This is a genomic window from Streptomyces griseochromogenes, from assembly GCF_001542625.1.
Classification (GTDB): domain Bacteria; phylum Actinomycetota; class Actinomycetes; order Streptomycetales; family Streptomycetaceae; genus Streptomyces; species Streptomyces griseochromogenes.
Genome location: NZ_CP016279.1, coordinates 610842 through 626526, shown reverse-complemented (window position 1 = coordinate 626526; position 15685 = coordinate 610842). Strand labels below are relative to the sequence as shown.

Genomic DNA, 15685 nt, shown 5'->3' with positions numbered 1-15685 from the left:
CTTTCGCTCGGCCTCTCGGCCGCGACGCTTACGCGTCCTTGCTCAGGTTGGGCCCAGCCCCACCGGCCGCCTGCTCGATCGGCGGAACGTCCGGCAGCGCCGACTTCTCCTCGCCGCGGAAGGTGAAGGTCTGGGACTCGCCCTCGCCCTCGGTGTCCACGACCACGATGTGACCGGGGCGCAGCTCGCCGAAGAGGATCTTCTCCGAGAGCGTGTCCTCGATCTCGCGCTGGATCGTGCGACGCAGCGGACGCGCGCCCAGCACCGGGTCGTAACCCTTCTTGGACAGCAGCTCCTTGGCGGACTGGGAGAGCTCGATGCCCATGTCCCGGTCCTTGAGGCGCTCGTCCACCTTGCTGATCATCAGGTCGACGATCCGCAGGATGTCCTCCTGCGTCAGCTGCGGGAAGACGACCACGTCGTCGACGCGGTTGAGGAACTCGGGGCGGAAGTGCTGCTTCAGCTCGTCCGACACCTTGTTCTTCATGCGCTCGTAGTTGGTCTTCGTGTCACCCGAGGCCGCGAAGCCCAGGTTGAAGCCCTTGGAGATGTCCCTGGTGCCGAGGTTGGTCGTCATGATGATGACCGTGTTCTTGAAGTCCACGACCCGGCCCTGGGAGTCGGTCAGACGACCGTCCTCCAGGATCTGCAGCAGCGAGTTGAAGATATCCGGGTGCGCCTTCTCGACCTCGTCGAAAAGAACCACCGAGAACGGCTTGCGCCGCACCTTCTCCGTCAGCTGGCCGCCCTCTTCGTAGCCCACGTAGCCGGGGGGCGAACCGAAGAGACGCGAGACCGTGTGCTTCTCGCTGAACTCCGACATGTCGAGGGAGATCAGCGCGTCCTCGTCGCCGAAGAGGAACTCGGCGAGCGCCTTGGACAGCTCGGTCTTACCGACACCGGACGGGCCGGCGAAGATGAACGAACCACCCGGACGCTTCGGGTCCTTCAGACCGGCACGCGTACGGCGGATCGCCTTCGACAGCGCCTTGACGGCGTCGGTCTGGCCGATGACCCGCTTGTGCAGCTCCTCCTCCATGCGGAGCAGGCGGGAGGACTCCTCTTCCGTGAGCTTGAAGACGGGAATGCCCGTGGCCGTGGCGAGGACCTCGGCGATCAGCTCGCCGTCGACCTCGGCGACGACGTCCATGTCGCCGGCCTTCCACTCCTTCTCCCGCTTGGCCTTGGCGGCAAGGAGCTGCTTCTCCTTGTCGCGCAGGGAGGCGGCCTTCTCGAAGTCCTGCGAGTCGATCGCGGACTCCTTGTCCCGGCGGACGGCGGCGATCTTCTCGTCGAACTCGCGCAGGTCCGGCGGAGCGGTCATCCGGCGGATGCGCATCCGGGATCCGGCCTCGTCGATCAGGTCGATCGCCTTGTCCGGCAGGAAGCGGTCCGAGATGTAGCGGTCGGCCAGGGTGGCGGCCTGGACCAGGGCCTCGTCCGTGATGGAGACGCGGTGGTGGGCCTCGTACCGGTCGCGCAGACCCTTGAGGATCTCGATCGTGTGCGGCAGGGACGGCTCGGCGACCTGGATGGGCTGGAAGCGGCGCTCCAGGGCCGCGTCCTTCTCCAGGTGCTTGCGGTACTCGTCCAGGGTGGTCGCACCGATGGTCTGCAGCTCACCGCGGGCCAGCATCGGCTTCAGGATCGAGGCGGCGTCGATGGCGCCCTCGGCGGCACCCGCACCGACCAGCGTGTGCAGCTCGTCGATGAACAGGATGATGTCGCCGCGGGTGCGGATCTCCTTGAGGACCTTCTTCAGGCGCTCCTCGAAGTCACCGCGGTAGCGGGAGCCGGCGACCAGGGCGCCGAGGTCCAGCGTGTAGAGGTGCTTGTCCTTGAGGGTCTCGGGCACCTCGCCCTTGACGATGGCCTGGGCGAGGCCCTCGACGACGGCGGTCTTGCCGACGCCGGGCTCACCGATCAGCACCGGGTTGTTCTTGGTACGGCGGGACAGCACCTGCATGACCCGCTCGATCTCCTTCTCGCGCCCGATGACCGGGTCGAGCTTGGACTCACGAGCGGCCTGGGTGAGGTTCCGGCCGAACTGGTCGAGGACCAGGGACGTCGAGGGCGTGCCCTCGGCGGGACCGCCGGCGGTGGCGGCCTCCTTGCCCTGCTGGTAACCGGAGAGCAGCTGGATGACCTGCTGCCGCACCCGGTTGAGATCTGCGCCCAGCTTGACCAGGACCTGGGCGGCGACGCCCTCGCCCTCGCGGATCAGGCCGAGCAGGATGTGCTCCGTGCCGATGTAGTTGTGGCCCAGCTGAAGAGCCTCGCGGAGCGACAGCTCCAGGACCTTCTTGGCACGGGGGGTGAAGGGGATGTGCCCGGACGGGGCCTGCTGGCCCTGGCCGATGATCTCCTCCACCTGCTGGCGGACCGCCTCAAGCGAAATGCCGAGGCTCTCCAGGGCCTTAGCGGCGACACCTTCGCCCTCGTGGATGAGACCCAGGAGGATGTGCTCGGTGCCGATGTAGTTGTGGTTGAGCATCCGGGCTTCTTCCTGAGCCAGGACGACAACCCGCCGCGCGCGGTCGGTGAACCTCTCGAACATCGTTAATCGCTCCTCAGAGCGGTCAGGCAGTGGGGGGAACTTCCCCTCCCTGTCCTTCCGCAGCTTAGTCCCGCAAGCGGGGACCGCTCATTCCAACTGCCGACACCGTCCTTGGCCTCCTGACCCCGAACGCCGACATCTGCTCCAACCCGATGGTGCGAGACGATGTTCCCGCAGGCCAGGCAGTTACCCCACTCGCCACTACGCCGATGGCGAACGTGAGACGTCCCGTCCTGCGCGTCGCCCCCTCCCACTAGGCATGTCTTACCCGCAGGGACTGACACTCCATGCCGCGCGCACCGGTTCCCTCCGCTATGGGCGAACAACCTTGCGCCTCCCCGGGCCCCCACACGTCCCTCTCCTGGGCACTCTGCGCGTACGACAGAACACCCAGCGTAACCTGTGGCCCGCTTCGGCTGTTGCGCTTGGCATGGCTGGCACGGTCTCCATGACCTCCACAACCTCCACGGTCCCCCTTCCCCGCCGCCCCGTCGATCCGGAGAGGCCCGGCCTCCCGGACGCCCGGCCCGGCCCGCATGTCCGGGCCCGGCACTGGTACGAGAACGATCTGGGCTGGCCGACCGTGCCCGGACGGCCGCTGCGGCTGCTCACGGGGGTGCGGTTCGACGTGCTGGACGTGCCGGCCGAGGCGGGCGCCGCGGCGCTCAGGCATCTCGTACCGGACTCTCCGGTGGCCCGCTGCGGCGACCGGATGCGGCTGCTGGTGGCCGCGGGCAGCGCGGAGGAGCTGCCGGAGGTGCTGGACTGGCTGGAATGGGGCGCGCTGGCGCTCGATCTGCGAGCCCTGGGCACGGGCGGCCTGACGGAGGCGCCACTGCCGCCGGGGCGGGCCCGCGGCGGGGACGGCGCCGATGCCGTTCAGGGGGCCGCCGTATGGCTGCGACCCCCCTCGCCGGGGTGCGAGGTCGAGGCCTCGCTGCCGGCACTGCCGGCCATGGGGGGCCCGGGGGGCACCCCCGATCTCGTACGACTGGTGGACACGGTGGCAGCGCAGTGCCACCGCGTCCGGCTGCGGCGCGCGAGCGCCCCCTCGCTCGCCTGCCGGAGAAATCAGAATCAGCCGTTGGCCTTCTCGTAGGCCTCGCGAATGGACGCGGGAACACGGCCACGGTCGTTGACCTCGTAACCGTTCTCCTTCGCCCAGGCGCGGATCGCCGCGGTGTCCTGGCTGCCGCCGGAAGCGGCACGCGCCTTTCCGCGCCCGCCCGAAGCACGGCCTCCGGTACGACGACCGCCCTTCACATAGGGCTCGAGAAGGCCGCGCAGCTTGTCCGCATTGGCGGTCGTGAGATCGATCTCGTACGTCTTGCCGTCCAACGCGAACGTGACGGTCTCGTCCGCCTCGCCGCCGTCGAGGTCGTCGACAAGAAGGACCTGAACCTTCTGTGCCACCGGATTTCCTTTCATCGATAACGTGAGGGCAGGGGGTGTGCGGCGTCCGCCGTTTCGCCGCCCCTGTTATATGCAGTACTGCAGTACGTCGGAAAGCAAACCGCTTTTGCCGGAAAAACACAAACCCCTGGGAGAGATCCGGGGACCCGCCTCGGCCGGGAAACATGCGCGTTTCGGACATAGGCCACCGGGGCAATGACGATCACAGATGCAGAAGCATCCGGCTGTTGCCCAAGGTGTTCGGTTTCACTCGTTCGAGACCGAGGAACTCGGCGACGCCCTCGTCATAGGAACGCAACAGCTCCGCGTAGACATCGGTGTCAACCGGCGTCTCACCGATCTCGACGAAGCCGTGCTTCCCGAAGAAGTCCACTTCGAAGGTCAGGCAGAAAACGCGCCGAACGCCGAGCCAGCGCGCGGTCTCCACCAACTTCTCCAGCAACTGGTGACCGACGCCCGCGCCCTTCAGGCCGGGCTTCACCGCGAGAGTGCGGACTTCCGCGAGGTCTTCCCACATGACGTGCAGCGCGCCGCAGCCGACCACCTCGGCGTTGTCGTCGCGTTCCGCGACCCAGAACTCCTGGATGTCCTCGTAAAGCGTGACCGTGGCTTTGTCGAGCAGGATGCGGTCGCGAACGTAGGCGTCGAGGAGCCGGCGCACGGCCGGGACATCGCTGGTCCGGGCCCGCCGGACGGTGATGGCTTTTGCGCTGACTTCGGGACGCTCTGCTGACATGAGCGGACGCTATCGCCCGTCGGCGTCCCCCGCCGAGCCGGGGTTCTCCTCTTGCGGGCCTTGAGCTTCCCGCGTTTCCGGCCCCTGGACGATCCGTACGGCGTCCCTGAGGGCCTGGCGCTGTTCGTCGCTCATCATCCCGAAGAAGGCGACGAGAGCGGCGGCCGGGTTGTCGCTCTGCGACCAGGCGTCGTTCATCAGGGCGGCGGCGTACGCGGCTCGCGTCGAGACGGCCTCATATCGATAGGCGCGCCCTTCCGCCTCGCGGCGCACCCAGCCCTTCTGATGGAGATTGTCCAAAACGGTCATCACGGTGGTGTACGCGATGGACCGTTCCTGCTGGAGGTCTTCCAGGACTTCTCGAACGGTCACCGGGCGGTTCCACTTCCACACCCGCGTCATGACCGCGTCTTCGAGTTCTCCCAATGGGCGAGGCACAGCTCAGAACAATAGTGGGAGATCCCGACAATGGCGTGCCGGACGTGCGCTTAGGCTACGAACGCGAACAAAAAGGGCGTACGGCTCGGAAAGCACCGGGGGTGCGGGGAGTCGTACGCCCTGGGAGATGTCCGGCCGTCCGTTCGGCCGCTTGTTCGGCCGCCGGCTCAGGCGTCGCCGCCGGCCGGGGCCTTGTGCACGCTGTCCGCGCGCGCGAGAGCGGCGTCCACGGCCGCGTCCTCCTTGGCCTTGGCGGCCCCGCCCTGGGTCTTCACGATCACCCTGACCAGACCGATGAAGAACACGGCCATGACGACCGGGGGCACGAGCGCGGAGACATAGTCCATGGCTTCAGGTTAGCCACGGGAGCCGGGGCGAATGGGGCGGGGTGGACGAAGCGGGGCGCCGGGCCCGGACGGGACGCCCTGGCCTGCGACGATGCCCGCTCGGCCGGCCGCGCCGCCGTGTCGCCCCCTCCGGAGTCCTCGCCCGGCCGCGCCACCCGGCCGGGCGCCCCGGCTGTCGCGATCCGCTCAGCCGGCCGCGAGCTGCCGCGTCTCGGGGAGAGTGGCCGATGGGCCGGGCCTTCTGCGGGGCGGGAAGACCTCACCCGGGGTGGGGATGGGGCGCTTCGGGGCGGCCGGCTCGGTGGCGGGACGCTCGGAAGGGGGCCGGACGGGCTTCGGGGCGGGCTTCCCGGCAGGGTCCTGCGCCGGCTTCTGAGCGGGTTTCTCCGGGTCCTCGGACCGGAGGGCCCCCGCGTCCTCCGCGCCGCCCGGAAGGGCCAGCAGGCGCGTCCGGGAGGGGGGTACGGCGGGGGCGGGGGCCTTGCGCGCGCCCTGGGCGAAACGCGCCCGTACGTCCTGCTCGGCGAGCACCCGGCAGCGGTCCAGCAGGGCGGCCGCCAGGGGGTTCCCGCTCAGCGCCGCCAGCGCGGCGAGGTCGTCCGGCGTCGGCCGGTGCCCGGAGCCCAGCGCCTCCTCCAGGACCGCGAGGTAATCGGCGGCGGTGCCCGGCAGTGCGGCGCGGTACCGGCCGAGGTCGGCCACCAGGAAGGCGCGCAGCCGGGCCCCCTCGCGCATCGCCTCGTCGAGGGACTCGGCGAGGCGGAAGCAGTCCTTGACGTCCTCGGCGGACGCTTTGCCGGGGTGAAGGGCGAGGGCGAGAGCGCGGCGGAGCACACGCAGCTCCTCCGCGCCGAACGCCATGCCGCCGCGGGATCCGTATGGCGTGGGCATGCGGCGACGCTACCGCTAATCGGACAAAAGTTACGGATCGGAATGTCATGTCGCCGCGTGTCGCTTCCCGGTTTCCCTCGACCGGGGCCACGCGCGCGCGGGTAGTAGCGAAAACCGGCGCCGTCGCGGGCGCCGGTCCCCTCACATGCGCGACACGTTCCGCTCGTAGACCAGGCGCAGCCCGACCAGCGTGAGCCACGGCTCGTGCTCGTCGATCACCGAGGACTCCCCCAGCACCATCGGCGCAAGACCGCCCGTGGCGATCACCGTCACGTCGTCCTGATTGTCGGCCAGCTCGCGCGCCATCCTGCTGACGACTCCGTCGACCTGCCCGGCGAACCCGTACACGATGCCCGCCTGCATGGCCTCCACCGTGTTCTTGCCGATCACGCTGCGCGGCCGGGCCACCTCGATCTTGCGCAGCTGCGCACCCTTGACGCCGAGCGCCTCCACGGAGATCTCGATGCCGGGCGCGATGACCCCGCCGACGTACTCCCCGCGCGCGGAGACCGCGTCGAACGTCGTCGCCGTACCGAAGTCGACGACGATCGCCGGACCGCCGTACAGCTCGACGGCGGCCACCGCGTTGATGATCCGGTCCGCACCGACCTCCTTGGGGTTGTCGGTGAGGATCGGCACGCCCGTCTTCACGCCCGGCTCGACCAGCACCGCGGGCACGTCGCCGTAGTACCTGCGGGTGACCTCGCGCAGCTCGTGGAGCACCGACGGCACGGTGGCGCAGATCGCGATGCCGTCGATGCCGTCGCCGAGTTCCTCGCCGAGCAGCGGGTGCATGCCCATCAAGCCCTGCAGCAGCACCGCCAGCTCGTCCGCCGTGCGGCGCGCGTCCGTGGAGATGCGCCAGTGCTCGACGATGTCCTCGCCGTCGAACAGGCCGAGCACGGTGTGCGTGTTACCGACGTCGATCGTGAGCAGCATGGCCGTTACTCCGCCTCGCGCAGGTCCAGGCCGATGTCGAGGATCGGCGAGGAGTGGGTGAGGGCGCCGACGGCCAGGAAGTCCACGCCGGTGTCGGCGTACGCGCGCGCGGTGTCGAGCGTGAGCCGGCCGGAGGCCTCCAGCAGCGCCCGGCCGCCGACGATGCCGACGGCCTCGGCGCACTCCACGGGCGTGAAGTTGTCCAGCAGGATCAGGTCGGCGCCCGCCTCGACGACCTCGCGCAGCTGGTGCAGGGTGTCGACCTCGACCTCGATCGGCACCTCCGGGAAGGTCTCCCGTACGGCCTTGAAGGCCTGTGCGACGCCGCCGGCGGCCACCACGTGGTTGTCCTTCACCAGGGCGGCGTCGGAGAGCGACATGCGGTGGTTGACGCCCCCGCCGCAGCGCACCGCGAACTTCTCCAGCGAGCGCAGACCCGGCGTGGTCTTGCGGGTGTCCCGCACGCGTGTCCTGGTGCCCTCCAGCACGTCCGACCACGCGCGCGTGGCGGTCGCGATGCCGGACAGGCGGCACAGGAGGTTGAGGGCGCTGCGCTCGCCGGTGAGCAGGTCCCGCGTGCGCGTGGTGACCGACAGCAGCTTCTGCCCGGCCTCGACGCGGTCACCGTCGTCGACGTGCCGCTCGACCTCGAACTCGTCCGTGCAGACCACCGAGAGCACGGCCTCGGCGACCCTGAGGCCCGCCACCACGCCGGCCTCGCGCGCGGTGAAGTCGCCGGTGGCGACGGCGTCCTCGGGGATGGTCGAGACGGTCGTCACGTCCACGCCGCCGTCCAGGTCCTCCTGAATGGCGACGTTGGCGACGTCCTCGACCTCGACGGGGTCGAGTCCGGCAGCGGCCAGCAGCTCGGCCAGCGCGGGGTCGAGCCCGCTCTCCAGGTACTCCTCGTCGCCCTCGGCGCCGCAGGCGCAGCCGTCACCGCAGCCGGCGGTCGGGACGAGGGGAAGGTCGTCGGTGCTCACTTGTTCACTGCTCCTGGGGGCGCTGGGTCTGCCGGGTAGGGGGGAAGTCTGCGGTGTCCGTGGTGCGTACGGCCAGGGTCCGGTCGGGATTGAGCCGTACCACGATGTGGCGCCGCCAGTGCGTGTCGTCGCGCTCGGCGCGGTCCTCGCGCCAGTGGCAGCCGCGGGTCTCCTCGCGCAGCCGGGCGGCGGCGACCAGGACGCGGGCCACGCACAGGAGGTTGGTGGCCTCCCAGGTGTCGACGCCGGGCTCGGCGGTCTTGCCGTTCTCCTCCAGGGCGTCGCGGGCCTCGGTGTGCAGCCGCTGGAGCTGGTCCGCGGCCTTCTCCAGGGAACCGGCCGAACGGAGCACGCCCGCGCCCTCGGTCATGATCCGCTGGATGGCGAAGCGGGCCTCGGGGGCGAGCAGCGGGTGGGCGGGCCTCTCGGGGTCCGGGACCGGCTCGGGCACGCGCGCGTGGAGGCCGTCCGCGGCGTGGGCCGAGGCGATGTCGGCGGCGATGCGCTCGGCGTAGACGAGGCCTTCGAGAAGCGAGTTGGAGGCGAGCCGGTTGGCGCCGTGCACGCCGGTGCAGGCGACCTCGCCGCACGCGTACAGCCCGGGGACGGTCGTACGCCCCCGCGCGTCGGTACGCACGCCTCCGGAGGCGTAGTGGGCGGCCGGGGCGATCGGGACGGGGTCGGTGACCGGGTCGATGCCGTTGGCGCGGCAGGCGGCCAGGATGGTCGGGAAACGGTGCTCCCACATGTCGGCGCCGAAGTGCCGGGCGTCGAGGAACATGTGGTCGGCGTCCTGCTCCAGCATCCGCCGCGTGATGCCCTTGGCGACGATGTCCCGGGGCGCCAGCTCGGCCAGCTCGTGCTGGCCCACCATGAAGCGCACGCCGTCGCCGTCGACCAGATGGGCGCCCTCGCCGCGCACCGCCTCCGAGACCAGCGGGTGCTGTCCCTCGGCGTCCGCACCGATGAACAGCACGGTCGGGTGGAACTGCACGAACTCCAGGTCGCTGACCTCGGCGCCCGCGCGCAGCGCCAGCGCCACGCCGTCGCCGGTGGACACGGACGGGTTGGTGGTCGCGGAGAACACCTGCCCCATGCCGCCGGTCGCGAGGACCACGGCGGGGGCGTGCACGGCGCCCACGCCGTCGTGCTGGCCCTCGCCCATCACGTGCAGCGTGACACCGGCCGTACGGCCTTCCGCGTCGGTCAGCAGGTCCAGCACGAGCGCGTTCTCGATGGTGCGCAGCCCGCGCGCGCGTACCGCCTCCACGAGGGCCCGGGAGACCTCGGCGCCGGTCGCGTCGCCGCCCGCGTGCGCGATCCGGCGCCGGTGGTGGCCGCCCTCGCGGGCGAGGTCCAGCTCTCCCGCGGAGGACTCGTCGAAGATCGCGCCGGTGTCGATGAGCCGCCGTACCGCGTCGGGGCCCTCGGTGACGAGGATCCGTACGGCCTCCTCGTCGCACAGGCCGGCGCCGGCCACCAGGGTGTCCCCGAGGTGCTGTTCGGGGGTGTCGCCCTCGCCGAGGGCGGCGGCGATGCCGCCCTGTGCCCAGCGCGTGGAGCCGTCGTCCAGACGGGCCTTGGTGACGACGACCGTCGTGAGCCCGGCGGCCTCGCAGCGCAGAGCCGCCGTCAGGCCGGCCACCCCGGAGCCGACGACGACCACGTCCGCGGAGATGGCCCAGCCGGGGGCGGGCGCGTGCAGTCGTATGCCTGTGCTGGTGCCGGTGCTGGTCACGAAGCGGCTCCGAAGATGAGAGGAAGGTTGTCGATCAGCCGGGTCGTACCGACCCGGGCGGCGACGGCGAGGACGGCCTCGCCGGTGAAGCCGTCGCCGATCTCGGTGAAGTCGGACGGGTCCACCAGGGCCAGGTAGTCCAGCCGCAGCGGCGGGTCGAGGCGGGCGGCCTCGTCCAGGACCTGGCGGGCGGCCGCGCGGACGGCCGCCGGGGCGCCGGGCACGGCCGTGGCCACGGCGTGCGCGTCGGCCGCCGCACGGGACTCCCCTATGGCGCTCAGCGCCTCGGCACGCGCGTGCGTGGAGGGCACTTCGCGGGCCCGCGCGCGCAGCGCCTCCTGCGCGGCGTGCCGGTCGCGGCCGGCGAACAGGGCGCGGGACAGGGCGAGTGCGCTGCGGCGCTCGTCGGGCGAGAGGTAGCGGTTGCGGCTCGACAGGGCGAGCCCGTCCTCCTCGCGCACGGTCGGTACGGCGACGATCTCGACGCCGAAGTTCAGGTCCCGCACCATGCGCCGGATCAGGGCCAGCTGCTGGGCGTCCTTCTGGCCGAACAGGGCGACGTCGGGGCGGGTGAGGTGCAGCAGCTTGGCGACGACGGTGAGCATGCCGTCGAAGTGGCCGGGCCGCGAGGCGCCCTCCAGGCGCTCGCCCATGGGGCCGGCGGTGATCCGCACCTGGGGTTGTCCACCGGGGTAGACCTCGTCGGCGGAGGGCGCGAACACGGCGTCGGCGCCGGCCTGCTCGGCGAGCTTCAGGTCGGCTTCGAGGGTGCGCGGGTAGCGGTCCAGGTCCTCGCCGGCGCCGAACTGCAGCGGGTTGACGAAGACGGTGACGACGACCTCGCCGTCCTGGCCGGCGATCTCGCGCGCGCCGCGGATCAGCGTGGCGTGGCCCTCGTGCAGGGCGCCCATGGTCATCACGACGGCGCGGCGGCCACCGCGCACGCGCGCGCGCAGCTCTTCGGCGGTGCTCAGCAGGGCGGTGGTCATCGGGCGTTCCCCTCGGTGCCGTTGGTGCCGTTGGTGCCGTCGGATCCGTCGGCCAGCACGCCGAGCAGGTCCTCGGCGAGTTCCGGCTTCAGCAGGCCGTGGGCGAGGGCCCGGTCGGCGGTCGCACGGGCCATCGCCAGGTAGCCGGCGACGGTCTGCGGGGCGTGTCTGCGCAGCTCGGTGACGTGCGCGGCGACCGTGCCGGCGTCCCCGCGCGCAACCGGGCCGGTGAGCGCCGCGTCGCCCGAGCGCAGGGCGTTGTCCAGGGCCGCGCCGAGCAGCGGGCCGAGCATCCGGTCAGGGGCCTCGACACCGGCCGTGCGCAGCAGCTCCAGGGACTGGGCGACCAGGGTCACCAGGTGGTTGGCACCGAGGGCGAGGGCCGCGTGGTAGAGCGGGCGGTTCTCCTCGGTGATCCACTCGGGCTCGCCGCCCATCTCGATGACCAGGGCCTCGGCGGCCAGCCGCAGCTCTTCGGGAGCGGTGACGCCGAACGAGCAGCCCGCCAGGCGCTGGACGTCCACGGGGGTGCCGGTGAAGGTCATCGCCGGGTGCAGGGCCAGCGGCAGCGCGCCCGCGCGCAGGGCGGGGTCGAGCACCTTGGCGCCGTACCGCCCGGAGGTGTGCACGAGCAGCTGTCCCGGTCGTACCGCGCCGGTCTCGGCGAGGCCGGCGACCAGGCCGGGCAGGGCGTCGTCCGGGACGGTGAGCAGGACGAGGTCGGCGCGCTGGAGGACCTCGGCAGGCGGCACCAGCGGCACGTCGGGGAGCATGGCCTCGGCGCGCCTGCGGGAGGCGTCGGAGACTCCGGAGACGGCTACCGGGCGATGCCCGGCGAGCTGCAGGGACGCGGCCAGCGCGGGACCCACCCGGCCGGCGCCGACGACGCCGACGGTGAGCCGCGCGGGGCGGTCCTTGAGGTCTGGCTGGTGGACTGTACTCACGCGACGGCGGCCTTCCCGTTCCAGTCCGCTCTGGGTACCGGACGATTTCTCGTCATGTTAACGCTATCTCGGTTCGACGCCGATCGGTTGTCCACAGGCTGTGGGTTACACCACGCCGTCGCGGTTCGCCCCCGGACATATTCCGTACCCCGCGCGGGTCCGGAGCGGCATGATCCCCGGCATGACCGACACGACTGGGCAGGGTCCGGAGCAGGACACCGGGCAGGGCGGGGAACGATCGGAAAGGGAGCGGCTGCGGGACCGGCGCACGGTCGCCCAGCGGCAGGCGCGGCGCACGCTGTCCCGCGCGGGCTGGGGGTCCACGATCCGCGAACGTCTCGCGTATCTGACGGAGGCGGGGGCCGGGGTGTACGACCTGGACGAGCCGGCCGACGTCTACGGCGACCGGATCGTGGCCGCCCTGGAGGAGCGGGTCGCCGAGCTGCTCGGCACGGAGGCCGCCGCGTTCTTCCCGACCGGCACGATGGCCCAGCAGGTGGCTCTGCGCTGCTGGGCGGCCCGCACCGGCGACCCGGCGGTGGCCCTGCACGCCCTGTCCCACCCCGAGGTGCATGAACGGCATGCGTTCAGCCAGGTCAGCGGCCTGCGCCCGGTCAGGGTGGGCGGCGGGCCCCGGCTGCCCACGGCGGCCGAGATCCGCGAGTGCGAGGAGCCCTTCGGGGCACTGATGCTGGAACTGCCGCTCAGGGACGCCGGGTTCGTGCTGCCCACCTGGGAGGAACTGACGGAGGTCGTCGAGGCGGCGCGGGAGCGCGACGCGGTGGTGCACTTCGACGGCGCGCGCCTGTGGGAGTGCACGGACCATTTCGGGCGCCCCCTGGAGGAGATCGCCGGCCTGGCCGACAGCGTCTACGTGTCGTTCTACAAGTCCCTCGGCGGCTTCGGCGGCGCCGCGCTCGCCGGCCCGAGGACCCTGGTGGAAGAGGCCAGGACCTGGCGGCACCGGTACGGCGGCATGGTGTTCCAGCAGTTCCCGACCGCCCTGTCCGCGCTGATCGGCCTGGACCGTGAGCTGCCCCGGCTGCCCGAGTACGTGCGTCACGCGCGCGTGGTGGCCGCCGCGCTGCGCGAGGGCTTCGCGGCGGCCGGGGTGCCCTGGGCCCGCGTCCACCCGGAACAACCACACACCCACGAGTTCCAGGTCTGGCTGCCCTACGAGCCCGAGGTGGTGGCGCAGGCGGCCGTGCGCCAGGCGGAGGAGACCTCGGTGATGCTCTTCGCGAACCCCTGGGACGGCCAAGGGCCCGGCATCGCGTTCACCGAGGTCGTCATCCGTGCCGCGGGCCTGGAGTGGACGGCCGACGACGTCCGCACCGCCGTGCGGGACTTCGTGGACCGCCTGCCGGGCCAGGTCTAGCCGAGGGCGCGCGGGCGCAGCCGGCGGGCCAGGGCCCGGCGGAGCCGCCCGCGCGCGGGGCGCCCGGCGAGGACCGCGCGAAAGCGCCGGTACTCGCGCAGCTCGCGCACCAGGTCGAGGTCGTGCCGGCCCGGAGCGGGCGGCTCGGGCTCGCCGTGCAGACGGGCGCGGTAGGTGTCGAGGAGGTACTGCTGAGTGATGCTCATGGCGGATCGCCTTTTCGGGACGTGGACTCATCACCGATGACCCGGTGACTGATCGGGCTCCGCGGCTGCCCCGGTGTCCACAGATTGCCCCTGCTCAGAGCGGATGTCCCGTCGATTGACGACTGCCGTCAATCGACGGGGCGCTGTCAGTGGGCGGGTGCACCATGGGGGCATGAGCGTGATCATCGACATCACCGGGCTGGCCGCCGACGGGGGTGCCTCCGGCTCGGGCGCGGCCGAGAGGTGGGGGAGGGTTTCCGTCGTGCCCTCTCCGCTGGCGGAGCTGGGGATGGCGCTGCACGCGCTCAGCGAGCCCGGTCACCACCCACGCCTGCAGGGCTGGGCCACCGCCGTGTCGACCCGGCTGGACCCGGGTCTCGCCGACCGGCTGTGCGAGGCGGACTTCCTGTGGCGCATGACGTTCTCGGACGTCTTCGCGCCGTTCGCCGGCATCCCCGGCGGGCGCGAGCTGCCGGGCGCGACCCTCGCCGAGGAGCTGGACCAGCTGGACAAGCTGACTGACGAACAGTTCGTCCACGCGGCCCTGGAGTTCACCTGCCAGCTGCGCTACGACGTGGCGGATCCCGGTCCGCTCGACGACCCGGGGCTGCGCCGCCGTTCCCTGGAGCTGGCCGCCGCGCGCGGCGGTGCCCAGGAGCGGTTCACCCGCCGTCTCCTGGAGGATCCGCCGGCCATCCGCGCGTGGTTCCGGCAGCTGATGCTCGACTGCGACGAGGCCTTCTTCGCCGACACCTGGGCCCGGATCCAGCCCCAGCTCGCGGCGGAGGCCCGGCACAAGAGCGAGCTGCTGCGGCGCAAAGGCCTCGGCGAGACCCTCGCCTCGCTCTCCGGTGCCATCTCGCTGGACGAGGAAGCCGCGCTCATCACCGTCGACAAGCTCCTGGTGGGCCGCACGGCGACCGGCGACGGCGGCCTGGTGCTGGTGCCGACCAGCCTCGGCTGGCCGCATGTGATGGTCCTGCACCGGTACGGCTGGCAGCCCTCGATCACCTATCCGGTGAGCGACTCCCGCCCGCAGACGCCGTCCGTGGAGCAGCTCACACGCCGCATGGAGGCGCTGGCCCACCCGGTGCGCATGCGGCTGTGCCGCCATCTGGCCCGAGCCCCGCACACCACGAGCGAACTGGCGGACGCGCACGGCATGTCCGCCCCCGAGATATCCCGGCACCTTGCGGTGCTGAAGAAGGCGGGCCTGATCACCAGCGGCCGGCGCGGCAGGTACGTCCGGCACCAGCTGGACCTGTCGGCGGTGGCGCGCCTGGGCAGCGACTTCATCGAGGGCGTCCTGCGCTAGACGCTCCGCCGGCCGTGCCGGGGAGCCGCGATGTGCCGTCGACCGCCTGCGGCGCCGTCGTGGCTGGTCGCGCCCACGCGGCGGAGCCGCATACCGGCACGGCCCCGCACCCCTTTCAGGGCCGCAGGGGCGTCAGCCGTGGCCGCCCGCCCGCACCAGCCCCGTCTCGTAGGCCAGCACCACCACCTGCACCCGGTCCCTGAGTCCGAGCTTGGTCAGGATGCGGCCCACATGGGTCTTCACCGTCGCCTCGGACAGCACCAGCCGGGCCGCGATCTCCCCGTTGGACAGGCCCTGTGCGACCAGCACCATGACCTCGCGCTCCCGGTCGGTGAGCCGCTCCAGCTGCTTGTGCCGGGGCTCCTTGGCGCTGGAGGGCAGCATCGGCGCGAACCGGTCCAGCAGGCGCCGGGTGGTGGACGGGGCCACGACGGCGTCGCCGCTGTGCACGGCACGGATGGCCGCCAGCAGCTCGCCGGGCGGCACGTCCTTGAGCATGAAGCCGGAGGCGCCCGCCTTCAGCCCGGAGAAGGCGTACTCGTCCAGGTCGAAGGTGGTCAGGATCAGCACCTTCGGGGGATTGGGCTCCACACAGATCCGCCGGGTGGCCTCCACACCGTCCAGCTTGGGCATGCGCACATCCATGAGAACGACGTCGACGGCGGTGGAGCGCACCACCTGGAGGGCCTCGACGCCGTCGCCCGCCTCCGCGACGACCTCCATGTCCGGCTGGGCGGCGAGGACCATCCGGAATCCGGTGCGCAGCAGCACCTGGTCGTCGACGAGCATCACGCGGATCGTCATCGGGTCT

16 protein-coding genes are annotated in these 15685 nt (G+C 71.7%); 3 read left to right on the top strand and 13 right to left on the bottom strand.

The annotated features are described in order from the left end of the window. Positions 1-28: 28 nt before the first annotated feature. Positions 29-2557: an ATP-dependent Clp protease ATP-binding subunit gene (locus AVL59_RS02930; protein ID WP_067299643.1), complete on the bottom strand. Its 2529-nt coding sequence runs from the start codon at positions 2555-2557 to the stop codon at positions 29-31. Between the two features lie 448 nt (positions 2558-3005). On the opposite strand from AVL59_RS02930, the gene AVL59_RS50265 reads away from it, so the two are divergent. Next, complete coding sequence (locus AVL59_RS50265) at positions 3006-3656, top strand: SCO3374 family protein (RefSeq protein WP_067299642.1); 651 nt, start codon at positions 3006-3008, stop codon at positions 3654-3656. On the opposite strand, the gene AVL59_RS02920 is transcribed toward AVL59_RS50265, so the two are convergent. The 10 genes from AVL59_RS02920 to AVL59_RS02875 all read right to left on the bottom strand — a co-directional run bounded on the left by AVL59_RS02920 (position 3635) and on the right by AVL59_RS02875 (position 11975). Beyond that, a complete protein-coding gene (locus AVL59_RS02920; protein ID WP_067299641.1) occupies positions 3635-3970 on the bottom strand; it encodes a histone-like nucleoid-structuring protein Lsr2 in 336 nt (111 codons plus the stop codon). The two genes, AVL59_RS50265 and AVL59_RS02920, sit on opposite strands and share 22 nt — an antisense overlap. A gap of 202 nt (positions 3971-4172) precedes the next feature. Continuing rightward, the gene (locus AVL59_RS02915) at positions 4173-4706 is read right to left on the bottom strand and encodes an amino-acid N-acetyltransferase (RefSeq protein WP_067299640.1); all 534 of its coding nucleotides are present in this window, start codon (positions 4704-4706) and stop codon (positions 4173-4175) included. A gap of 9 nt (positions 4707-4715) precedes the next feature. Continuing rightward, positions 4716-5132: a BlaI/MecI/CopY family transcriptional regulator gene (locus AVL59_RS02910; RefSeq protein ID WP_079146500.1), complete on the bottom strand. Its 417-nt coding sequence runs from the start codon at positions 5130-5132 to the stop codon at positions 4716-4718. A gap of 179 nt (positions 5133-5311) precedes the next feature. Then, positions 5312-5491, bottom strand: coding sequence for a hypothetical protein (locus tag AVL59_RS02905; protein ID WP_067299638.1), 180 nt, complete (start codon positions 5489-5491; stop codon positions 5312-5314). A gap of 186 nt (positions 5492-5677) precedes the next feature. Continuing rightward, entirely contained in the window at positions 5678-6352 is a 675-nt protein-coding gene (locus AVL59_RS02900; RefSeq protein ID WP_067299637.1) for a hypothetical protein, read from the bottom strand. 171 nt (positions 6353-6523) lie between these two features. Beyond that, on the bottom strand, positions 6524-7321 hold the full coding sequence (locus AVL59_RS02895) for a type III pantothenate kinase (RefSeq protein ID WP_067299636.1): 798 nt from the start codon (positions 7319-7321) through the stop codon (positions 6524-6526). A gap of 5 nt (positions 7322-7326) precedes the next feature. Next, positions 7327-8304 carry a carboxylating nicotinate-nucleotide diphosphorylase gene (gene nadC, locus AVL59_RS02890; RefSeq protein ID WP_067299635.1) on the bottom strand — a complete coding sequence of 326 codons (978 nt, stop codon included), beginning with the start codon at positions 8302-8304 and terminating at the stop codon, positions 7327-7329. Between the two features lie 4 nt (positions 8305-8308). Continuing rightward, positions 8309-10042: an L-aspartate oxidase gene (locus AVL59_RS02885; RefSeq protein WP_067299634.1), complete on the bottom strand. Its 1734-nt coding sequence runs from the start codon at positions 10040-10042 to the stop codon at positions 8309-8311. Next, positions 10039-11031, bottom strand: a complete 993-nt coding sequence (gene panC, locus AVL59_RS02880) for a pantoate--beta-alanine ligase (RefSeq protein WP_067299633.1) — start codon at positions 11029-11031, stop codon at positions 10039-10041. The genes AVL59_RS02885 and panC overlap by 4 nt, the downstream gene beginning before the upstream one ends. Further along, complete coding sequence (locus AVL59_RS02875; protein ID WP_067299632.1) at positions 11028-11975, bottom strand: Rossmann-like and DUF2520 domain-containing protein; 948 nt, start codon at positions 11973-11975, stop codon at positions 11028-11030. The genes panC and AVL59_RS02875 overlap by 4 nt, the downstream gene beginning before the upstream one ends. Before the next feature lie 181 nt (positions 11976-12156). Here AVL59_RS02875 and AVL59_RS02870 point away from each other — a divergent pair, with 181 nt between their 5' ends. After that, on the top strand, positions 12157-13353 hold the full coding sequence (locus tag AVL59_RS02870) for a threonine aldolase family protein (protein ID WP_099053257.1): 1197 nt from the start codon (positions 12157-12159) through the stop codon (positions 13351-13353). Here AVL59_RS02870 and AVL59_RS02865 read toward each other — a convergent pair. Then, a complete protein-coding gene (locus tag AVL59_RS02865) occupies positions 13350-13559 on the bottom strand; it encodes a hypothetical protein (protein ID WP_067299630.1) in 210 nt (69 codons plus the stop codon). The genes AVL59_RS02870 and AVL59_RS02865 overlap by 4 nt on opposite strands. Positions 13560-13731: 172 nt before the next feature. Here AVL59_RS02865 and AVL59_RS02860 point away from each other — a divergent pair, with 172 nt between their 5' ends. Next, positions 13732-14874 carry a DUF5937 family protein gene (locus AVL59_RS02860; protein ID WP_067299629.1) on the top strand — a complete coding sequence of 381 codons (1143 nt, stop codon included), beginning with the start codon at positions 13732-13734 and terminating at the stop codon, positions 14872-14874. A 132-nt stretch (positions 14875-15006) separates the two neighbouring features. On the opposite strand, the gene AVL59_RS02855 is transcribed toward AVL59_RS02860, so the two are convergent. After that, positions 15007-15678, bottom strand: coding sequence for a response regulator (locus AVL59_RS02855; RefSeq protein WP_067299628.1), 672 nt, complete (start codon positions 15676-15678; stop codon positions 15007-15009). Positions 15679-15685 lie beyond the last annotated feature (7 nt).

Coding starts and splice junctions, on each gene's coding strand:
- AVL59_RS02930 (WP_067299643.1), bottom strand. CDS start 2,557: ATGTTCGAGAGGTTCACCGACCGCGCGCGGCGGGTTGTCGTCCTGGCT.
- AVL59_RS50265 (WP_067299642.1), top strand. CDS start 3,006: ATGACCTCCACAACCTCCACGGTCCCCCTTCCCCGCCGCCCCGTCGAT.
- AVL59_RS02915 (WP_067299640.1), bottom strand. CDS start 4,706: ATGTCAGCAGAGCGTCCCGAAGTCAGCGCAAAAGCCATCACCGTCCGG.
- AVL59_RS02905 (WP_067299638.1), bottom strand. CDS start 5,491: ATGGACTATGTCTCCGCGCTCGTGCCCCCGGTCGTCATGGCCGTGTTC.
- AVL59_RS02900 (WP_067299637.1), bottom strand. CDS start 6,352: ATGGCGTTCGGCGCGGAGGAGCTGCGTGTGCTCCGCCGCGCTCTCGCC.
- AVL59_RS02895 (WP_067299636.1), bottom strand. CDS start 7,321: ATGCTGCTCACGATCGACGTCGGTAACACGCACACCGTGCTCGGCCTG.
- panC (WP_067299633.1), bottom strand. CDS start 11,031: ATGACCACCGCCCTGCTGAGCACCGCCGAAGAGCTGCGCGCGCGCGTG.
- AVL59_RS02870 (WP_099053257.1), top strand. CDS start 12,157: ATGACCGACACGACTGGGCAGGGTCCGGAGCAGGACACCGGGCAGGGC.
- AVL59_RS02865 (WP_067299630.1), bottom strand. CDS start 13,559: ATGAGCATCACTCAGCAGTACCTCCTCGACACCTACCGCGCCCGTCTG.
- AVL59_RS02860 (WP_067299629.1), top strand. CDS start 13,732: ATGAGCGTGATCATCGACATCACCGGGCTGGCCGCCGACGGGGGTGCC.
- AVL59_RS02855 (WP_067299628.1), bottom strand. CDS start 15,678: ATGACGATCCGCGTGATGCTCGTCGACGACCAGGTGCTGCTGCGCACC.